Source organism: Serratia plymuthica (assembly GCF_018336935.1).
Lineage (GTDB): Bacteria > Pseudomonadota > Gammaproteobacteria > Enterobacterales > Enterobacteriaceae > Serratia > Serratia plymuthica_B.
Genome location: NZ_CP068771.1, coordinates 3,969,527 through 3,987,666, shown reverse-complemented (window position 1 = coordinate 3,987,666; position 18,140 = coordinate 3,969,527). Strand labels below are relative to the sequence as shown.

Annotated in this window: 19 protein-coding genes; 8 read left to right on the top strand and 11 right to left on the bottom strand. The window is 57.5% G+C overall.

All coding sequences use genetic code 11. From position 1 onward, the window contains the following. The first annotated feature begins 142 nt into the window (after positions 1–142). Entirely contained in the window at positions 143–1,531 is a 1,389-nt protein-coding gene (locus tag JK621_RS18610; RefSeq protein WP_212557139.1) for an amino acid permease, read from the top strand. A gap of 13 nt (positions 1,532–1,544) precedes the next feature. After that, positions 1,545–2,312: a transporter substrate-binding domain-containing protein gene (locus JK621_RS18605; protein WP_212557138.1), complete on the top strand. Its 768-nt coding sequence runs from the start codon at positions 1,545–1,547 to the stop codon at positions 2,310–2,312. Between the two features lie 43 nt (positions 2,313–2,355). Here the strand turns inward: JK621_RS18605 and alr are convergent, their stop codons facing one another. Then, a complete protein-coding gene (gene alr, locus JK621_RS18600) occupies positions 2,356–3,435 on the bottom strand; it encodes an alanine racemase (RefSeq protein ID WP_212557137.1) in 1,080 nt (359 codons plus the stop codon). Positions 3,436–3,452: 17 nt separating this feature from the next. Further along, positions 3,453–4,877, bottom strand: coding sequence for a replicative DNA helicase (gene dnaB, locus JK621_RS18595; protein WP_004948763.1), 1,425 nt, complete (start codon positions 4,875–4,877; stop codon positions 3,453–3,455). A gap of 180 nt (positions 4,878–5,057) precedes the next feature. Here dnaB and JK621_RS18590 point away from each other — a divergent pair, with 180 nt between their 5' ends. Continuing rightward, positions 5,058–6,041: a quinone oxidoreductase gene (locus tag JK621_RS18590; RefSeq protein ID WP_212557136.1), complete on the top strand. Its 984-nt coding sequence runs from the start codon at positions 5,058–5,060 to the stop codon at positions 6,039–6,041. 307 nt (positions 6,042–6,348) lie between these two features. Here the strand turns inward: JK621_RS18590 and pspG are convergent, their stop codons facing one another. After that, the gene (gene pspG / locus JK621_RS18585) at positions 6,349–6,567 is read right to left on the bottom strand and encodes an envelope stress response protein PspG (protein ID WP_174354390.1); all 219 of its coding nucleotides are present in this window, start codon (positions 6,565–6,567) and stop codon (positions 6,349–6,351) included. 154 nt (positions 6,568–6,721) lie between these two features. Further along, the gene (gene dusA, locus JK621_RS18580; protein ID WP_212557135.1) at positions 6,722–7,732 is read right to left on the bottom strand and encodes a tRNA dihydrouridine(20/20a) synthase DusA; all 1,011 of its coding nucleotides are present in this window, start codon (positions 7,730–7,732) and stop codon (positions 6,722–6,724) included. Positions 7,733–7,935: 203 nt separating this feature from the next. On the opposite strand from dusA, the gene JK621_RS18575 reads away from it, so the two are divergent. From JK621_RS18575 to zur, 4 genes are all read left to right on the top strand, one after another. Beyond that, on the top strand, positions 7,936–8,469 hold the full coding sequence (locus JK621_RS18575) for a tetratricopeptide repeat protein (protein WP_212557134.1): 534 nt from the start codon (positions 7,936–7,938) through the stop codon (positions 8,467–8,469). A gap of 50 nt (positions 8,470–8,519) precedes the next feature. Continuing rightward, entirely contained in the window at positions 8,520–9,008 is a 489-nt protein-coding gene (locus JK621_RS18570; RefSeq protein ID WP_432761933.1) for an RNA polymerase sigma factor, read from the top strand. After that, a complete protein-coding gene (locus JK621_RS18565) occupies positions 9,005–9,763 on the top strand; it encodes an anti-sigma factor family protein (RefSeq protein WP_212557133.1) in 759 nt (252 codons plus the stop codon). Before JK621_RS18570 ends, JK621_RS18565 begins: the two co-directional genes overlap by 4 nt. A gap of 182 nt (positions 9,764–9,945) precedes the next feature. Then, complete coding sequence (gene zur, locus JK621_RS18560; RefSeq protein WP_212557132.1) at positions 9,946–10,458, top strand: zinc uptake transcriptional repressor Zur; 513 nt, start codon at positions 9,946–9,948, stop codon at positions 10,456–10,458. Between the two features lie 115 nt (positions 10,459–10,573). Here zur and JK621_RS18555 read toward each other — a convergent pair whose 3' ends face one another. From JK621_RS18555 to JK621_RS18540, 4 genes are all read right to left on the bottom strand, one after another. After that, positions 10,574–10,783, bottom strand: a complete 210-nt coding sequence (locus JK621_RS18555) for a CsbD family protein (protein WP_012147152.1) — start codon at positions 10,781–10,783, stop codon at positions 10,574–10,576. Between the two features lie 320 nt (positions 10,784–11,103). Further along, positions 11,104–12,438, bottom strand: a complete 1,335-nt coding sequence (dinF, locus tag JK621_RS18550) for an MATE family efflux transporter DinF (protein ID WP_212557131.1) — start codon at positions 12,436–12,438, stop codon at positions 11,104–11,106. 218 nt (positions 12,439–12,656) lie between these two features. Next, positions 12,657–13,265 (bottom strand): transcriptional repressor LexA, encoded by a 609-nt coding sequence (gene lexA, locus JK621_RS18545; RefSeq protein ID WP_004948794.1) that lies wholly within the window; start codon positions 13,263–13,265, stop codon positions 12,657–12,659. A 119-nt stretch (positions 13,266–13,384) separates the two neighbouring features. Next, the gene (locus tag JK621_RS18540; protein WP_212557130.1) at positions 13,385–13,753 is read right to left on the bottom strand and encodes a diacylglycerol kinase; all 369 of its coding nucleotides are present in this window, start codon (positions 13,751–13,753) and stop codon (positions 13,385–13,387) included. A 149-nt stretch (positions 13,754–13,902) separates the two neighbouring features. On the opposite strand from JK621_RS18540, the gene plsB reads away from it, so the two are divergent. Continuing rightward, positions 13,903–16,368 (top strand): glycerol-3-phosphate 1-O-acyltransferase PlsB, encoded by a 2,466-nt coding sequence (gene plsB / locus JK621_RS18535; protein ID WP_212557129.1) that lies wholly within the window; start codon positions 13,903–13,905, stop codon positions 16,366–16,368. A gap of 55 nt (positions 16,369–16,423) precedes the next feature. On the opposite strand, the gene ubiA is transcribed toward plsB, so the two are convergent. Genes ubiA through JK621_RS18520 form a run of 3 tightly spaced genes read right to left on the bottom strand, consistent with a single transcriptional unit; the run spans position 16,424 to position 18,130 of the window. Then, a complete protein-coding gene (gene ubiA / locus JK621_RS18530; RefSeq protein ID WP_212557128.1) occupies positions 16,424–17,296 on the bottom strand; it encodes a 4-hydroxybenzoate octaprenyltransferase in 873 nt (290 codons plus the stop codon). A gap of 17 nt (positions 17,297–17,313) precedes the next feature. After that, on the bottom strand, positions 17,314–17,838 hold the full coding sequence (gene ubiC, locus JK621_RS18525) for a chorismate lyase (RefSeq protein ID WP_212557127.1): 525 nt from the start codon (positions 17,836–17,838) through the stop codon (positions 17,314–17,316). 4 nt (positions 17,839–17,842) lie between these two features. Then, on the bottom strand, positions 17,843–18,130 hold the full coding sequence (locus tag JK621_RS18520) for a hypothetical protein (protein ID WP_212557126.1): 288 nt from the start codon (positions 18,128–18,130) through the stop codon (positions 17,843–17,845). Between the last annotated feature and the right edge of the window lie 10 nt (positions 18,131–18,140).

Here is an 18,140-nt window from a genome sequence, read left to right as displayed (position 1 = left end):
GCACGGTCCGTGAGTTAAAGTGAAAAAATAATTAAATAACGTTTTCAGCAGGTTATTAGTGATACCCCCCATCATCCTTACCCACTGGCCCGATAGTTGCAAAATCCCCAGCGACACGCATTTACCTTTTTGGGGAACACAGATGGACAATCATCAGTCAGAAAACCAGTTGAAAAGAGGGTTAAAAAACCGTCACATCCAGCTGATCGCTCTCGGCGGCGCCATCGGCACCGGCCTGTTTCTCGGCATCGCCCAGACCATAAAGATGGCCGGCCCCTCGGTGCTGCTCGGTTACGCCATCGCCGGGATCATCGCCTTCTTTATCATGCGCCAACTGGGTGAAATGGTGGTGGAAGAGCCGGTAGCCGGCTCCTTCAGCCACTTTGCCAATAAATACTGGAGCGGGTTCGCCGGTTTTATGTCCGGCTGGAACTATTGGGTGCTGTACGTGTTGGTGAGCATGGCGGAACTGACCGCCGTGGGCATTTACGTACAGTACTGGTGGCCGGAGATTCCGACCTGGGTCTCCGCAGCGGTATTCTTTGTGGCGATCAACGCCATCAACCTGACCAGCGTCAAGGTGTACGGCGAGATGGAGTTCTGGTTTTCCATCATCAAAGTGGCGGCGATCATCAGCATGATCGCATTTGGCGCCTGGCTGTTGGCCAGCGGGCACGGCGGGCCGGACGCCAGCGTGGCCAACCTGTGGCAATACGGCGGTTTCTTCCCTAACGGCATCAGCGGCCTGGTGATGGCAATGGCAGTGATCATGTTCTCATTCGGTGGCCTGGAGCTGGTCGGCATTACCGCCGCCGAAGCGGATAACCCGGAGAAAAGTATCCCGCAGGCCACCAATCAGGTGATTTACCGTATTCTGCTGTTTTATGTCGGCGCACTGGCGGTGCTGCTGTCGCTGTATCCGTGGCAAAAGGTTGTGGAAGGCGGCAGCCCGTTCGTCCTGATCTTCCATGCGTTGGACAGCAATCTGGTGGCGACGCTGCTGAACATGGTGGTGCTGTCCGCCGCCCTGTCGGTGTACAACAGCTGCGTATACTGCAACAGCCGCATGCTGTTTGGGCTGGCGAAACAGGGCAACGCACCGCGCGCACTGCTGAAGATCAACCGGCGCGGCATTCCGCTGGCGGCGCTGAGCGTCTCGGCGCTGGTGACCGCACTGTGCGTGCTGCTCAACTACCTGATGCCGGGCAAGGCGTTTGAATTGCTGATGGCGTTGGTGGTGTCCGCCTTGGTGATCAACTGGGCCATGATCTGCATTACTCACCTGAAGTTTCGGCGCGCCAAGCGGCTGGCCGGGCAGCAAACGCGTTTCCAAAGTTGGGGTTACCCGTTCACCAATCTGATTTGTCTGCTGTTTTTAGCCGGGATTTTGGTCATTATGTTCATGACGCCAGGCATCCGGATTTCGGTATGGTTGATTCCGGTTTGGCTGTTGGTGCTGGCGGCAAGTTATCTGCTGAAGAAAAAGAACGCCGCCGCGCCGGGCGCCATTGCTGAATCCAATAACGTATAAGCAAGGGAAACAGATGAAAAAGCTATTACCTCTCGCCCTGCTGGTCGCCGCCGGGAGCGCCAGCGCCCAATCCCATCTGGATAAGGTGATACAACAGGGTACGCTGGAAGTTTGCACCACCGGCGATTACAAGCCCTACACCTTTTTGAAGGAAGACGGCAGCTACGAAGGCATTGATATCGCCATGGCGGAATCGCTGGCCAAGAGCCTGGGCGCCAAAGTGAAGTGGGTGAAAACCAGTTGGAAAACCCTGACGCCGGACTTTGTCGCCGGCAAATGCGACATCGCCATGGGCGGCATTTCCGTCACGCTACAGCGGCAAAAACAGGTGTTCTTCGCCGATAAGCTGGATACCGACGGTAAAATCCCGCTGGTGCGCTGCACCGACGTGAAGAAATACCGGACGGTCGATCAGATCAACAAGGCGTCCGTGCGCCTGCTGGAACCGGCGGGTGGCACCAACGAAGCTTTCGTGCATGCTTACCTGCCCGACGCCAAGCTGACGTTGACCCATGATAACGTGGGTATTTTTCAGCAGTTAGTGGACAAGAAAGCCGATGTGATGATTACCGACGCTTCCGAGGCGCTGTATCAGCAAAAACGTTATCCGAAACTGTGCGCGGTCAATCCGGACAAACCGCTGCAATACGGCGAGAAGGCCTATATGTTGCCGCGTGATGATCTGAGCTGGAAGCTGTATGTGGATCAGTGGCTGCACCTGGCCAAAGCGACCGGCGAGTATCAGAGCATTATCGATCAGTGGCTGGCGGTAAAGAAGTAACGCATTGAAGATCAGGGCCGGCGCCTTGCCGGCCCACGACAGGCTATTCGCCGATATATTCCATCGCGACGCGCTGCGTCAGCTTGGTAATCAGCTCATAGGCGCTGATGCCCGTACAGGCGGCAATGCGCTCGACCGGCAACGCCTTGCCCCATAGCACCACTTCATCGCCGACCTTATCGGTCGCGTCCGGCCCGAGATCGACCGAAATCATGTCCATCGATACCCGGCCGACCACCGGCACTTCACGGCCATTAAGCCATACCGGGGTACCGGAGGGCGCACTGCGCGGATAACCATCGCCATAGCCCATCGCCACCACGCCCAGCCGAGTGTCGCCTTCGCTCACCCAGGTGCCGCCGTAACCCACCGACTCGCCGGCCTTGTGGTCGCGCACCGCAATCAGGTTGGACTTCAGCGTCATCGCCGGCTGCAGATCAAACTGGCTGCCGCAGGAATCTTCCATCGGAGAAACGCCGTACAGGATAATGCCCGGCCGTACCCAGTCATTGTGCGCGTCCGGCCATAGCAAGGTGCCGCCCGAAGCGGCGATCGAGCGCTGGCCCGGCTTGCCACGGGCAAAACTTTCGAAGCACTGCATTTGCCTGAGCGTAGCGTCAGAGTCCGGTTCATCGGCGCGGCTGAAGTGGCTCATGATATTGACCGGCTGCGCCACGTTACGGCAGGCGATCAGACGCTGGTAAAACGCTTCGGCCTGTTCCGGACGCACGCCGAGGCGGTGCATGCCGGTGTCCAGCTTCATCCATACCTGCACCGGGCGCGTCAGCTCGGCCTGCTCCAGCGCTTCAAGCTGTTCGATGCTGTGCACCGCGGTTTCGATGTTATTCGCCACCAGTACCGGCAGATCTTCCGCGCAAAAGAAGCCTTCCAGCAACAAGATCGGTTTCACTATGCCGCCGGAGCGCAACATCAGCGCCTCGCCGATGCGCGCCACGCCGTAGCAGTCGGCGTCTTGCAGGGTATGAGCCGTTTCCAGCAGGCCATGTCCATAAGCGTTTGCTTTCACAACGGCAATCAGGCGGCTTTGCGGCGCCTGGCGGCGCACCTGTTGCAGATTATGTCGCAGAGCGCGGCGGTCGATGACAGCGGTTGCCGCTTTCATTTCAATTCCTTAACTGATTATTCATCATCATATTGTGGCCCCGCGTAGTTATCGAAACGCGACCACTGGCCATTAAAGGTAAGGCGCACGGTACCGATCGGGCCGTTACGCTGCTTACCCAGAATAATTTCGGCAATCCCTTTCATGTCGCTGTTCTCGTGATAAACCTCGTCACGGTAGATGAACATGATCAAGTCGGCATCCTGCTCGATGGAACCGGATTCACGCAGGTCCGAGTTGACCGGGCGTTTGTCGGCGCGCTGCTCCAGGCTTCGGTTCAACTGCGACAGCGCCACCACCGGCACCTGCAGCTCTTTCGCCAGCGCCTTCAGCGAGCGGGAAATTTCGGCGATCTCCAGCGTACGGTTGTCGGACAGGGCCGGCACGCGCATCAGCTGCAGGTAGTCGATCATGATCAGGCTAAGGCCGTCATGCTCGCGGAAAATACGGCGCGCGCGGGAGCGCACTTCGGTTGGCGTCAGGCCGGAGGAGTCGTCGATGTACATATTGCGCTTCTCCAGCAGGATGCCCATGGTGCTGGAAATGCGCGCCCAGTCCTCGTCGTCGAGCTGGCCGGTACGAATACGCGTCTGGTCGACGCGCGACAGCGACGCCAGCATACGCATCATGATCTGGTTGCCGGGCATCTCCAGGCTGAAGATCAGCACCGGCTTTTCCTGCGTCATCGCGGCGTGTTCGCACAGGTTCATGGCGAACGTGGTTTTACCCATCGATGGACGGGCGGCGACGATGATCAGGTCGGATTTCTGCAGGCCGGCGGTTTTCTTGTTGAGATCCTGATAGCCGGTATCTACCCCGGTAACGCCGTCGTGCGGCTGCTGGTACAGCTGTTCGATACGCGAAACGGTGTCTTCCAGAATGCGCTCGATGCCTTTCGGGCCTTCATCTTTACTGGCGCGATTTTCCGCGATCTGGAATACCCGCGACTCGGCCAGATCGAGCAGATCTTCACTGCTGCGGCCCTGCGGATCGTAACCGGCGTCGGCGATCTCGTTGGCTACCGAGATCATTTCGCGCACGACCGCACGTTCACGCACGATGTCGGCATAAGCGCCGATGTTGGCGGCGCTTGGGGTATTTTTCGACAGCTCGGCCAGATAGGCGAAACCGCCCACCGAATCCAGTTCGCCGCGCTGCTCGAGCGATTCGGACAGGGTGATCAGGTCGATAGGCCGGCTCATTTCCAACAGCCGCTGCATCTCGGTAAAGATCAGGCGGTGCGGGCGGCTGAAGAAATCGTTGGAGACCACGCGTTCCGATACGTTATCCCAGCGTTCGTTATCCAGCATCAAACCGCCCAACACGGACTGTTCCGCCTCCAGCGAATGTGGCGGCATCTTCAGCCCTTCCATCTGGCGATCTCGGGGGCGATCTCTGGCTTCGTCCGCGTAAGTTTTGTTGGTTGGTTTTTTTCCTGCCATGAAGCGTATTCTTTATCCGGTTGCGAATGGAGAATCCTGACGCGAGAGTATACGTGATTTTTATCTGTGATTCCCGCGGCATAACCGATGCAAAAAAGGTATCAATCCGCGCCCGGCTAAACTGGATCGTCAATACTAAAACGCGTAGGGTGAAATCAGACACCCCAATGAGGTAATGAAATGGCAAAGCGCATTCAGTTCTCCGCCACCGGCGGCCCGGAAGTGTTGCAATACGTTGATTTTACACCTACAGATCCAGCCTCCGGTGAGGTCCAGGTTGAGAATAAGGCGATCGGCATCAACTACATCGATACCTATATTCGCAGCGGTCTCTACCCGCCCGCCAGTCTGCCAAGCGGGCTGGGCACCGAAGCGGCCGGCGTGGTGATCAAGGTGGGCGCCGGCGTCAGCGCGGTCAAACCTGGCGACCGCGTGGTTTACGCTCAGTCGTCACTCGGCGCCTACAGCGACATTCACAATGTTTCGGTGGATAAAGTGGCAATACTGCCGCATAACCTGAGCTTTGAGCAGGGCGCCGCCTCGTTCCTGAAAGGGCTGACGGTACATTATCTGCTGCGCCAAACCCACGAAGTGCAGCCGGGCGAAGTGTTTCTGTTCCATGCCGCCGCAGGCGGCGTCGGGTTGATTGCCTGCCAGTGGGCCAAGGCGCTCGGCGCGAAGCTGATCGGCAGCGTCGGCTCCGACGAAAAAGCCGAACTGGCTAAACGCGCCGGTGCCTGGGCGACCATCAATTACCATAAAGAAGATATCGCCCAGCGCGTGGCTGAACTGACGCAGGGCGAAAAAGTCGGCGTGGTGTACGATTCGGTGGGTCAAAGTACCTGGCAGGCTTCACTCAATAGCCTCAAACGCCGTGGGCTGATGGTCAGCTTCGGCAACGCCTCCGGCCCGGTAACCGGCGTCGATCTGGCGCTGCTGAACCAGAAAGGTTCGTTGTACGTCACCCGCCCTTCGCTTAACGGCTATGTCACTAACCGCGACGAGTTGCAATTCGCCAGCAATGAACTGTTCTCGTTGATCGGCAGCGGCGCCATCAAGGTCGACGTAAAAGAAGAGCAAAAGTTTGCGCTGGCCGATGCGCAGCGTGCGCATGAAGTGCTGGAAAGCCGCAACACCAGCGGTTCAAGCCTGCTGATCCCCTGAGCCCCCAGGCAAAAGAAAAGGGCTCCGTAAGGAGCCCTTTCTATGTACTGCATTTGTAGGGGTAGAGCAGAGTCCGCCAGAGACAGGGGGTTGCTTCAGCAACGCTCGTATTGGGTATTATTGTCTCTTGCGGTGATGAAATAGGTCGCATCGCTGCATCGACAAGTATCCTACCAGCCCCTAAATGCAAAAAACACGCTTAATGTGCCGCATTCGCATTTAAAACGCCAAGGTGTGATCGCCGCCCCATTCACGATACATTCGTTACGCAAATTTCAGCGTGACTGTCTGATTACTCGACAAAAAATCAGTAACGGCGTATTTGCGGCTTCTGCATCGAACGGTATATCCAGACGCCCACCACGGCCAAAATCAACCAGGGCAGCAGCTTTATCACCATCGCAAACAGGCCGCCCAGCAGCATAAATGCCGCCGCGACCAGTAACGCGGCGAACACGCCCAGCAGCGAAATTCCGGTCACCATCAGCATCACTACAAAGCCAACGAGAAAGAAGAGTTCTAACATGATTGCTCCTTCGCAAAAAAATCTCTGCAGGAGTATTACAAGATGCATGCCAGAACGGTGGAAAAGATAAGCAATTGAAATATAAAAAAAGGCAAACAGCGGAGCGCTGAATGCCTGATGAAAAGGACTAACTGTTAGTCAAATTCTTTGCGTATTACGCCACTTCGGTACGCGGCAGACGAACCAGATCCAGCGCAGCTTCCACCACGCGCGCATCGGCACCCGGTTTGTGGGCGTTCTCGCTCAAATGGCGACGCCACTGGCGCGCACCCGGCACGCCCTGGAACAGGCCGAGGATATGGCGGGTGATATGCCCCAAATAGGTGCCGTTCGACAGCTCGCGTTCAATATACGGATACAGCGACTCGATAATCGCCACGCTGTCCATGACCTCGCTCTGGCGGCCAAACAGCTCGCTGTCGACCCGCGCCAAAATGCCCGGATTCTGATAAGCCTCGCGCCCCATCATTACGCCATCCAGATGCTCCAGATGCTGCTTGGCTTCTTCCAGCGTTTTCACACCGCCGTTAATGGCGAGAGTCAGCTGCGGAAAATCCCGTTTCAGTTGGTACACACGCGGATAGTCCAGCGGCGGCACCTCACGGTTTTCTTTCGGGCTGAGGCCGGACAACCAGGCCTTGCGCGCATGGATAGTAAACATGTCGCACTCGCCGCGCCCGGCGACGGTGGCGATAAAATCGCACAGAAATTCGTAGCTGTCCTGGTCGTCGATGCCGATGCGGGTCTTGACCGTCACCGGGATCGACACCACGTCGCGCATCGCCTTGATGCAGTCGGCGACCAGCGTCGCCTGCCCCATCAGACAGGCGCCGAACATACCGTTCTGCACGCGATCGGACGGGCAACCGACGTTGAGGTTAATCTCGTCGTAGCCGCGCTGCTCGGCCAGTTTGGCACAGTGCGCCAGCGCAGCCGGATCGCTGCCGCCCAGTTGCAACGCCACCGGATGTTCTTCTTCGCTGTAGGCCAGATAGTCGCCCTTGCCGTGAATAATCGCGCCTGTGGTCACCATTTCGGTGTAAAGCAGCGTTTCTTTGGTCAGCAGGCGATGGAAGTAACGGCAATGACGGTCGGTCCAGTCGAGCATCGGCGCGATGGAGAAACGATTGGCGGCATATTTTGAGGCGTGGTTGTCTGTCGTCATGCTGAGTTACTGGCTACCTGATTCTGTCTGGGATTCAACGAACGGCGTACTGCCGCAAACGGCTATTATAACGACAATCGGCGGCGTTGGGAAAACCGCCGTGCCATCAGGCCAAAAAGAAAAAGAAAAACGAATAAAAACGCCGCTTCAGGTGTTCTCTCACCAAGGGGACAATTCGTCTCCCTTCCAATGAGGAAAAAACCATGAACAGTTTCGTTAAACGCCTGTTGCTGCCCGTGATTGCCGGCTCTCTGCTGTTTTCCGGCGCGGCCATGGCAATGGGGGGAGACGGCAGCGGCCAAACCACGCCGACCTGCCCGAAAGGCCAGATATACGACACGAAAACCAAGACCTGCATGGTGGATAAAAGCAGCATGATCGGCGACAACGATCGGGCGAACTATGCCTATGCGCTGGCAAAAAGCGGCCGCTATCAGGATGCTCTCGACGTGCTGAACACCCTGAAAAACCCCAACACCGCCGTCGCGTTGAACTACCGGGGTTACGCCACCCGCAAGCTCGGGCGCACGGATGAAGGGATAAGCTACTATTTAAAATCAGTGGCGCTCGACCCCAACTACCCGAAAGTCCGCGAATATCTGGGCGAGGCCTATATGGTGAAAGGCCGTCCGGACCTGGCGAAAGAACAACTCACGGTGATCCAGTCACTGTGCGGCACCGGTTGCGAAGAGTACCGCGACCTGGCGGCGGCCATAGATCACCATCCCGAATCATAAGGCAGCAAGGCCCGGAGGCGAGCATCAGCAACGACGCAATCCGCAACGAAATCGGCCAGTATCTTTCCCGCCTGTGGCGCTATGGTTTAGTGCTCTCCCACCGGCGGGATATCGCCGACGATTTGGTTCAAGCCACCTGTGTGCGGGCGCTGGAGCGCGCCGCACAGTTTACTCTGGGCTCGCGCATGGATCGCTGGCTGTTTTCGATTCTGCATTCCATTTGGCTGAACGAAGTCCGTGCCCGGCATATCCGTCAGGGGCAGGGTTTTGTCGACCCCGACGATCTGGCCGGCGAGGAAAACGGCGAAGATACGATATGGGCCAATGAGGTGATGCAGCGGGTCAATCGCTTGCCGGAGGCGCAGCGCAATACGCTATTTCTGGTGTATGTGGAGGAGCTTTCTTATCGGGAAGCGGCCGAGGTGCTCGGCGTCCCCATCGGCACCATCATGAGCCGCCTGGCAGCGGCACGTCTACGGCTTGCGAACGACAGCGTGCTGCAACCCCATATCCCGCAGTCAAAAGGAGAACGATCATGAGCTCATACTATACTGCGGATGAACTGCTGGTCGCCTATCTGGATAATCAACTGGATCCCCAGCAACGTCGCAGCCTGGAACAGCGCCTGGTCGACGAACCGGCATTGGCCGACCGTTTGTCGCTGCTGGAGCGCAGCAATCTGCCGTTCAAACAGGCGTTTGCCCCTTTACTGGATGAGGCCCCGGCGCAACGGCTCCAGGCCAGATGGCCACTTGCCGCTCCTGCCCCGCAACGCGGCGTCAGCCGCCGTGCCCTGATTGCCGCTGCCGTCGGTTTTCTGGCGCTGGGTGTCGCGGGCGATCGCGCCTGGCTGCAGGCGAATCAGCCAGAAGACAACTGGCGCGGCCTGGTGGCCCAGTACATGGCGCTCTATACCCCGGAAACGCTGGCGGGCTTCGACAGTTCCCCAGCGCTACTCGCCAGCCAGTTGCAGCATACCGGTGAACGGCTGAACATTGCCCTCCCCGCTCCCAAACTGGCATTGAACGGCGCAGAGCTGAAAAATGCCCGCGTGCTGGCTTACGACGATCGTCGCATTGCTCAGTTGACCTGGCTGGACGCACAATTTGGCCCACTGGCGCTGTGCATCATTCAGCAACCGGGCAAGCCGGAGGCCGCACAAAGCGAACGGCGCCAGGGGATGAATGTGGTGTATTGGGCCGATGGCAGCCACAGCTTTATGCTGATTGGCCATAATCCGGCGGCGGAAATGACCATGCTGGCGGGGCGCCTGCAACGCTCACTTTCCGTCTGAGAGAAAATGGGCGTTGCTCACCGCGCAGGCGTCGGTATAGAGGCTGATTTTCCTCTTTTTTCAGGCGCGCAAACGCTGCCCCTGCCCCCCGTCACATCCTTATCAGCGGAAAAGGGTGCGACTCTCGGCGATTACGCTTAATCATGGTAAAATCGGTTTTTTTACGTACCGGGATATTTGCCATGAACTCAAGCACCCAGGAAAAACTGCTGGCGCAGGCTGAACAACTCTGCCAGCAGCGCAATGTGCGGCTGACGCCGCAGCGGCTGGAAGTGTTACGCCTGATGGCACAACAACCCGGTGCCATCAGCGCTTATGACCTGCTGGATCTGCTGCGCGTGGCTGAACCGCAGGCTAAACCGCCAACGGTCTACCGCGCGCTGGATTTTCTTTTGGAACAAGGATTCATTCATCGGGTGGAGTCGGCCAACAGCTATGTGTTGTGCCATCACTTCGAACAACCGATGCATACTTCCGCGCTGTTTATCTGCGATCGCTGTGCTCAGGTAACGGAACGCACCACCGAAGGGGTCGAGGAAACGCTGCAAAAGCTGGCGAAAGAGTCGGGTTTTGTGCTGCGCCACAGCGTGGTGGAAGCGCATGGCCTGTGTTCAGACTGTGTTGAGGTAGAGGCCTGCGACAGCAAGCATGATTGCGGCGAGCACGATCACAGTATCGCCATCAAGAAGAAATAAATGACGCGGGGTGGGTCAGGCACTTCCCTGTACCTGTGGCCGTGGCGTTAAGGGGATGAAAAACGCCAGGCCGGCTACGGTCGCTTACGGCCACCGTCCGCTGTGGCCCTGCTCGCTACCAGCGATACTTGTTGTGGTCTTCCCAGGATTTAACTTCTTTCTCGGCCGCCTCTTTCTGGTAGCCATAACGTTCCTGGATTTTACCGACAAGCTGTTCGCGTTTCCCTTCAATGACCGTCAAATCGTCATCGGTCAGCTTGCCCCATTGTTCCTTCACTTTTCCTTTAAACTGTTTCCAGTTACCGTCGGCTTGATCTTTGTTCATAGTCTCTCCGTTAACCTGTGCTAAATCAGTTTGACACTGTGCTGACAGGGCGTCTAACCCAGCAATTTTTATGGTCTATTACCGCTAACCAAAGGGATGCCACCCCCCATTAATTTAGCCAGCAACATGATTAAGTGTAGACGCAGATAACGAAAAAATAATAAAAACCAGAATAAAAATCCATTAACAAACATTTAAACAGAAAAATACGCCAACAAACAAAGCACTACCCGAATGGAGCGGCGCTTCGAAATATGTAAGCAAATACAAATAAAAACATAAGATAAATTACTTAATAGTCGGTAAGGCTCACTGGCTTATCACAGCGTAAACCAGGTGCCGTGCAGCCGGTGACGGTGCCAGAACCAGCCCAGCGCAATGCCCCGCAGCGACAGAAACACCGCCAGCGCCAGCCATAATCCGTGGTTGCCTAATACAGGGACGGTAAACAACGTCAGGCCGAAACCGACGGCCGCCACCGCCATGCTGTTGCGCATTTCTGCGCCGCGGGTAGCGCCAATAAACATGCCATCCAGCAGATAGCACCACACTCCCACCAACGGCAGCACCACCTGCCACGGCAGATAATGGCTCGCCAGCGTACGCAGTTCCGGTAAAGAGGTTAGCGCTGCCACGATATGCTGCCCGGCAAAGGCATACACCACCCCAAAAGCCAACGCCACCAGACAAGCCTGGCGACATGCCGCGCGCCACACCTTGTGCAGTTGGCTGTCGTCGCGGGCGCCATAGGCATGACCGGAATGCGCCTCTACCGCGTAGGCAAAACCGTCGAGCGCGTAGGCAGTGAAAGTCAGTAAATTCATCAGCACTGCGTTTACCGCCACCACGTCGCCGCCGAGCCGGGCGCCGAAGATGGTCAGCGAAGCAAAACACAATTGCAGCAACAATGAACGCAACATAATGTCGCGATTCAGCGCCAACAGGCGCCGCAGATTACCGCGCCAGGCCTGGCGCAGCATCGGCGCTGAAATACCGCGTACGCGCATCACCCGCCAGGCAAGCCATAGCCCCAGCAACAACGTGGCATATTCAGAGATGGCGGTGGCTATCGCCGCCCCCTGCACGTTCCAGCCCAACCCCACCACCAGCCAGATATCCAGTAAGATATTCAGCAGATTGCCGATAATCAGCAAGATCACCGGCGCACGCACGTATTGCACCCCAAGCAGCCAGCCCAGAATCACCATATTGGCCAGCGCTGCCGGCGCGCTTAACCAGCGGATCTCGAGGAAAAGCCGCGCCTGCTCCAGCACCGCGCCATCGCCGCCCACGATCTGCAACGCCATGCCGATCAACGGATGCCGCAGCAGCACAATCGCCAGCCCGGCCAATACCGCCATCAGCAGCGGCTGCATAAAAGCGCGCGCCAGTGCCGGCGGATCCTGCGCACCGAGCGCCTGCGCCGCCAGCCCGGTAGTGCTCATGCGCAGGAACAGCAGCAGCATAAACAGGAAGCTGGTAGCCATGGCGCCAATCGCAACGCCGCCCAGATAGGTAGAACTGTCCAGGTGGCCAATCACCGCCGTATCCACCAACCCCAGCAGCGGGACGGTAATATTGGAAAAGATCATGGGCAACGCAAGGCGCCATAGGGCTTTATCAGTATCGCTGGTGAAGGCAGAAAGCAGGCGCATAGTGAAATGTTCCCGTGGATACCCTTCATCTTTCAAGGTGCAGATGTGTTGGCTACGCGCGATCACCCCGGTCACTTACTTGAGTAAGCTCCTGCGGATTCTCTCGCTGGACGCCTTCCCGCGCCTTGAAATCTATTGGGTATTACATTGAAATCAGAAATGATATCGCCCCAGAGCTGGGGCGATTTAAATCAGGGGACGACGTTCAGGCGGGTGGGTTAAATCCAGTCGCCATTGCGGATCACGCCGACCGCCAAGCCTTCAATGGTGAAATTCTGCTGACGCAGATCGACCACGATAGGCTGGAATTCGCTGTTTTCCGGCAGCAGTTCAACCACATTGCCGTGCTTTTTCAGACGTTTGACCGTCACTTCGTCTTCAATACGCGCCACAACCACCTGGCCGTTACGCACGTCCTGGGTTTTATGCACCGCCAGCAGATCGCCGTCGAGAATGCCGATATCACGCATCGACATGCCGTTGACCCGCAGCAGGAAATCCGCGCTCGGTTTGAACAGGGAAGGATCCACCTTATAGTGCCCTTCGATATGCTGCTGCGCCAGCAGCGGTTCACCGGCGGCCACGCGGCCAATGAGCGGCAAACCTTCTTCATCTTCCATCAACAGGCGAATACCGCGTGAAGCGCCGGAGACGATCTCGATCACGCCCTTGCGCGCCAGCGCTTTCAGATGTTCTTCTGCAGCATTTGGCGAACGGAACCCCAGACGCATGGCGATCTCGGCGCGCGTTGGCGGCATGCCAGTTGACGAAATATGATCGCGAATCAGATCATAGACTTCTTGTTGTCTGGTAGTTAATGCTTTCATTCCGCCCCCTGTTTGTTTATACAGTCTTGCTGTGAGTATATACAGGTAAGCGCGGCTTGGGAACCGAAGAATGAATAAAAATCAGGGATTAGCGTCCCCGCCGCAATGAAGCATTCCACTCAGACAAAGTGCTGCCACAGTACAGAACCCCAGACAAACAGCGCCAGTACGATCGTCAGCGTTACCGCCGCCGACCCCATATCTTTCGCGCGGCCGGAAAGCTCGTGGTGTTCCGTACCCACCCTGTCGACAATGGCTTCAATCGCGCTGTTCAGCATCTCGACGATCACGACCAACAGTACCGATCCGATCAGTAAAATGCGCGCTATCGCACCCACATCCAGCCAGATCGCCAGTATGATAGCCAGCACGGTCGCCACCAGTTCCTGGCGGAAGGCGGCTTCGTGCTGCCAGGCAGCAGAAAAGCCTTTGTATGAGTAGCCGGCGGCTTTAATAATACGGGTCAGGCCGGTTGCTTGGTTTGCCATGTTTTTTAGTGCCTTTCACAGAGGTAAGTCATAATTATAGAGCTTGGGTCAGGAAACTCTCCCGGCTCCCGGTTTTCCAACACCACAGATCTGCTACCCGGTTTCTGGTATGCTTGCGGCGCATTGCTAACAAGAGGCTTCACGTTGTTATGTCAGGTTGGCGTAAAATTTATTATAAATTATTGAATTTACCACTCAAATTGTTGGTAAGAAGTAAGGTTATCCCTTCAGATCCGGTCACGGAGTTAGGGTTGGATCCCACACGACCGATTTTGTATGTTTTACCTTATAATTCCAAGGCGGATTTGCTGACGCTGCGCACCCAGTGCCTGGCGCAGGATTTGCCCGATCCCCTCAATCCGCTGGAGATAGACGGCACCGTACTGCCAAGCCACGTGTTTATCCACGACGGCCCGCGCGTATTCCGCTACTACACGCCGAAAGAAGAATCGGTAAAACTGTTTCACGACTATCTGGATCTGCACCGCAGCAATCCGGATCTCGATATTCAGATGCTGCCGGTTTCGGTGATGTTCGGCCGTTCTCCGGGCCGCGAAGGTCACGGCACGCCGCATCTGCGCTTGCTGAACGGCGTTCAGAAATTCTTCGCCGTGCTGTGGCTGGGCCGCGACAGCTTCGTGCGTTTCTCCAACACCGTTTCACTGCGCCGAATGGCGACCGAACACGGCACGGACAAAATTATCGCGCAGAAACTGGCGCGCGTGGCGCGCATGCATTTCTCGCGTCAACGTCTGGCCGCCGTCGGCCCGAGCCTGCCGGCCCGCCAGGATCTGTTCAATAAGCTGCTGGCCTCCAAAGCGATCGAAAAAGCGGTCGAAGACGAAGCGCGCAGCAAGAAAATTTCCCACGAAAAGGCCCAGCAGAACGCCATTGCGCTGATGGAAGAGATCGCCGCCGACTTCTCGTACGAGACGGTGCGTCTTTCCGATCGCGTGCTGAGCTGGACCTGGAACCGGCTGTATCAGGGCATCAACGTCACCAATGCCGAGCGCGTGCGCCAGTTGGCGCAGGACGGCCACGAGATCGTGTATGTGCCGTGCCACCGCAGCCATATGGACTACCTGCTGCTGTCCTACGTGCTGTATCACCAGGGCCTGGTGCCGCCGCACATCGCCGCCGGCATCAACCTCAACTTCTGGCCGGCCGGGCCGATCTTCCGTCGCCTGGGCGCGTTCTTTATTCGCCGCACCTTCAAAGGCAACAAACTGTACTCGACGGTGTTCCGCGAATACCTCGGCGAGCTGTTTACCCGCGGCTACTCGGTGGAATACTTCGTCGAAGGCGGCCGTTCCCGTACCGGGCGCCTGCTGGAACCGAAGACCGGCACCCTGTCGATGACCATTCAGGCCATGCTGCGCGGCGGTACTCGCCCTATCACGCTGGTGCCGATCTACATCGGTTACGAACACGTGATGGAGGTAGGTACCTACGCCAAAGAACTGCGCGGGGCGACCAAGGAAAAAGAGAGCCTGTTGCAGATGCTGCGCGGCCTGCGCAAACTGCGTAATCTCGGCCAGGGTTACGTCAACTTCGGCGATCCGCTGCCGTTGACCGCCTATCTGAACCAGCATGTGCCGCAGTGGCGCGAATCGATTGACCCGATCGAAGCCCAACGTCCAAGCTGGCTGACGCCAACGGTCAACGACCTGGCGGCCAAGATTATGGTGCGCATCAACAACGCGGCCGCCGCCAATGCCATGAACCTGTGTTCCACGGCGCTGCTGGCCTCACGCCAGCGCTCGCTGACCCGCGAGCAGTTGCTTGAGCAGTTGGAGTGTTATCTGCAACTGATGCGCAACGTGCCTTACGCCGGCGACGTCACCGTGCCGACCCAGACGCCGGACGAGCTGCTGGATCACGCGCTGAACATGAACAAGTTCGAGGTGGAGAAGGATAACATCGGCGATATCATCATCCTGCCGCGCGAGCAGGCGGTGCTGATGACCTATTACCGCAACAATATCCACCATCTGCTGGTGCTGCCTTCGCTGATCGCCACCATAGTGATGCATCACCGCCGGGTGTCACGCGCTGAGCTGCTGCGGCAGATCGGCCTGATTTACCCGATGCTGAAGGCCGAACTGTTCCTGCATAACGACAAGGAACAGTTGCCGGAAGTGCTGCGGCCGCTGATCGAGGAAATGATCCGTCAGCAGCTCATCTGCGACAAAGGCGACGATCTGGTGCTTAACCCGGCGCGCATTCGCCCTCTGCAGTTGCTGGCAGCCGGCGTGCGCGAAACGTTGCAGCGCTATGCCATCACCATGTCTATCCTCAGCGCCAACCCGAGCATCAACCGCGGCGCGCTGGAGAAAGAGAGCCGCATCATGGCCCAGCGCCTTTCGGTGCTGCACGGCATCAACGCGCCGGAGTTCTTCGACAAGGCGGTGTTCTCTACCCTGGTGGCGACGCTGCGTGAAGAAGGCTACATCAACGATATCGGCGATGCCGTCCGTGAGCACACCCTGGAGGTGTACAGCATGCTGAGCGATTTGATTACCCCGGAAATCAAGCTGACTATCGAAAGCGTCAGCATGCCGGCGGAAACCAGCGTGCAGCCGGAAACGGCGACAACGGAAGAAAAAGACGAGTAATTGGTTAATAAACAAAAAGGCACCGTCAGGTGCCTTTTTTATTGCCGAAATACCGCTAACCCTGCCAGTAACTCAATGCGATACCGATAAACAACACCAGCCCGACGTAGTTGTTATCCAGGAATGCCTTGAAGCAGGCATCGCGATCGCGGGTGGCGATTTGCTTTTGCTGATGGATAAACAAGGCGCCCGCCAGCAGCAACGACCAATAAAATGCCCCGCTCAGCTGTGCGAGATATCCAACCCACAGCAACAGCAGCAGTGTGGCGAACTGCAGCAGACCGACGATCAGCTTGTCGTAACGGCCAAACAGAATGGCGGTGGATTTGACGCCAATCTTCAGGTCATCGTCGCGGTCTACCATGGCATACAGCGTATCGTAAGCCACCGTCCAGCAGATATTGGCCAGCAGCAGCAGCCAGCAACTCAGCGGCAGCGACTCGCTGACGGCGGCATACCCCATTGGAATACCCCAGCCAAACGCCGCTCCCAGCACGAACTGCGGCAGATTGGTAACCCGTTTCATAAACGGATAGACCCACGCCAGCGCCAGCGCCGCCAGCGATAGCCAAATGGTCATGCTGTTCAGCGTCAGCACCAGCCCAAACGAGACCAGCACCAGCACCACGAACAGGATCTTGGCCTCTTTCTCGCTCACCCGGCCGCTCGGCATTGGGCGCCCCGCGGTACGCTTCACATGCCCGTCAACGGCGCGATCGGCATAGTCATTGACCACACAGCCGGCAGCGCGCATCAGGAACACCCCAAGGACAAACACCAGCAGAATGGACAGCGGCGGCACACCCTGCCCCGCAATCCACAGCGCCCACAGCGTTGGCCACAGCAGCAACAGGCTGCCGATCGGTTTATCGAGGCGCATCAGATGGCTGTAAGCCCGCCATTTGCTTTGAGTCACGCTTCCCTCCAAGGTATTTCCTCTCCTCATCATGCAGTTTCCGTACTGCCCGCCGCGTACAACGGCGAAGCAGGTAAAAACAGTTCGGTCAGCAACAACGGCTTGCCCGCCAGCCGCAAACGGGAACGGCGCGCCCACAGCGCATCCTGCCGCCCCATATGAATGTAATCGCGAGTCAATTCACCGCTGCTGAACAGGTAACGCCCCAGCGGCAGCGTGCCCAAATCCACCAGCGCCTGATCCGGCCCGGTCAGGGTTTCCTGCGGGATCACCGTGCGCCCCAGCAGCCAGGGCTGGTTATCGCCCAGCAGTACAATCTCACGCAGCCAGTAACGCGGGCTGTCCGGCAGGTGCTCGGCCTCTTCACCCAACTGGTCGCGGGTGACGAAACATTCGCGCTGCGGTTCGACGTGCACGCGCCCGCAGTGGCGTTCAAAACGGCGGGTCATGGATCCTGGCTCCATCAGCCAGTCACTGACGGCGGCGGGTACCGGGGGGGATTGCGCAGATAACCACTCAAGCGGCGGCAGGATGGAATCCCTATTGCCAGACATTGTTCTACTCCAGGCCTGACGCCTCACCCTGCGGGCTGCACCAGACCATACAAACTGTTAACAGAAATCCATTGTAACGCAGAAATCCAAAAGCGGCAGGCGGATTCGTGGCGCGGCAGGCAGCAAAATCGCTGCGATAAAACGCCGTAATGTCATCTTTCTGCCATCTGTTTTCTCTACCTTCAATCCCCGGAGCGATGGGGATTCTGTGATCGTCTGCAAACTTTCGCCTCTGCGGCATTGTTTTATCTACGCGCGTAGATACCTTTGCAAGGCAACGTTGAATCGCCATCAGACCGACA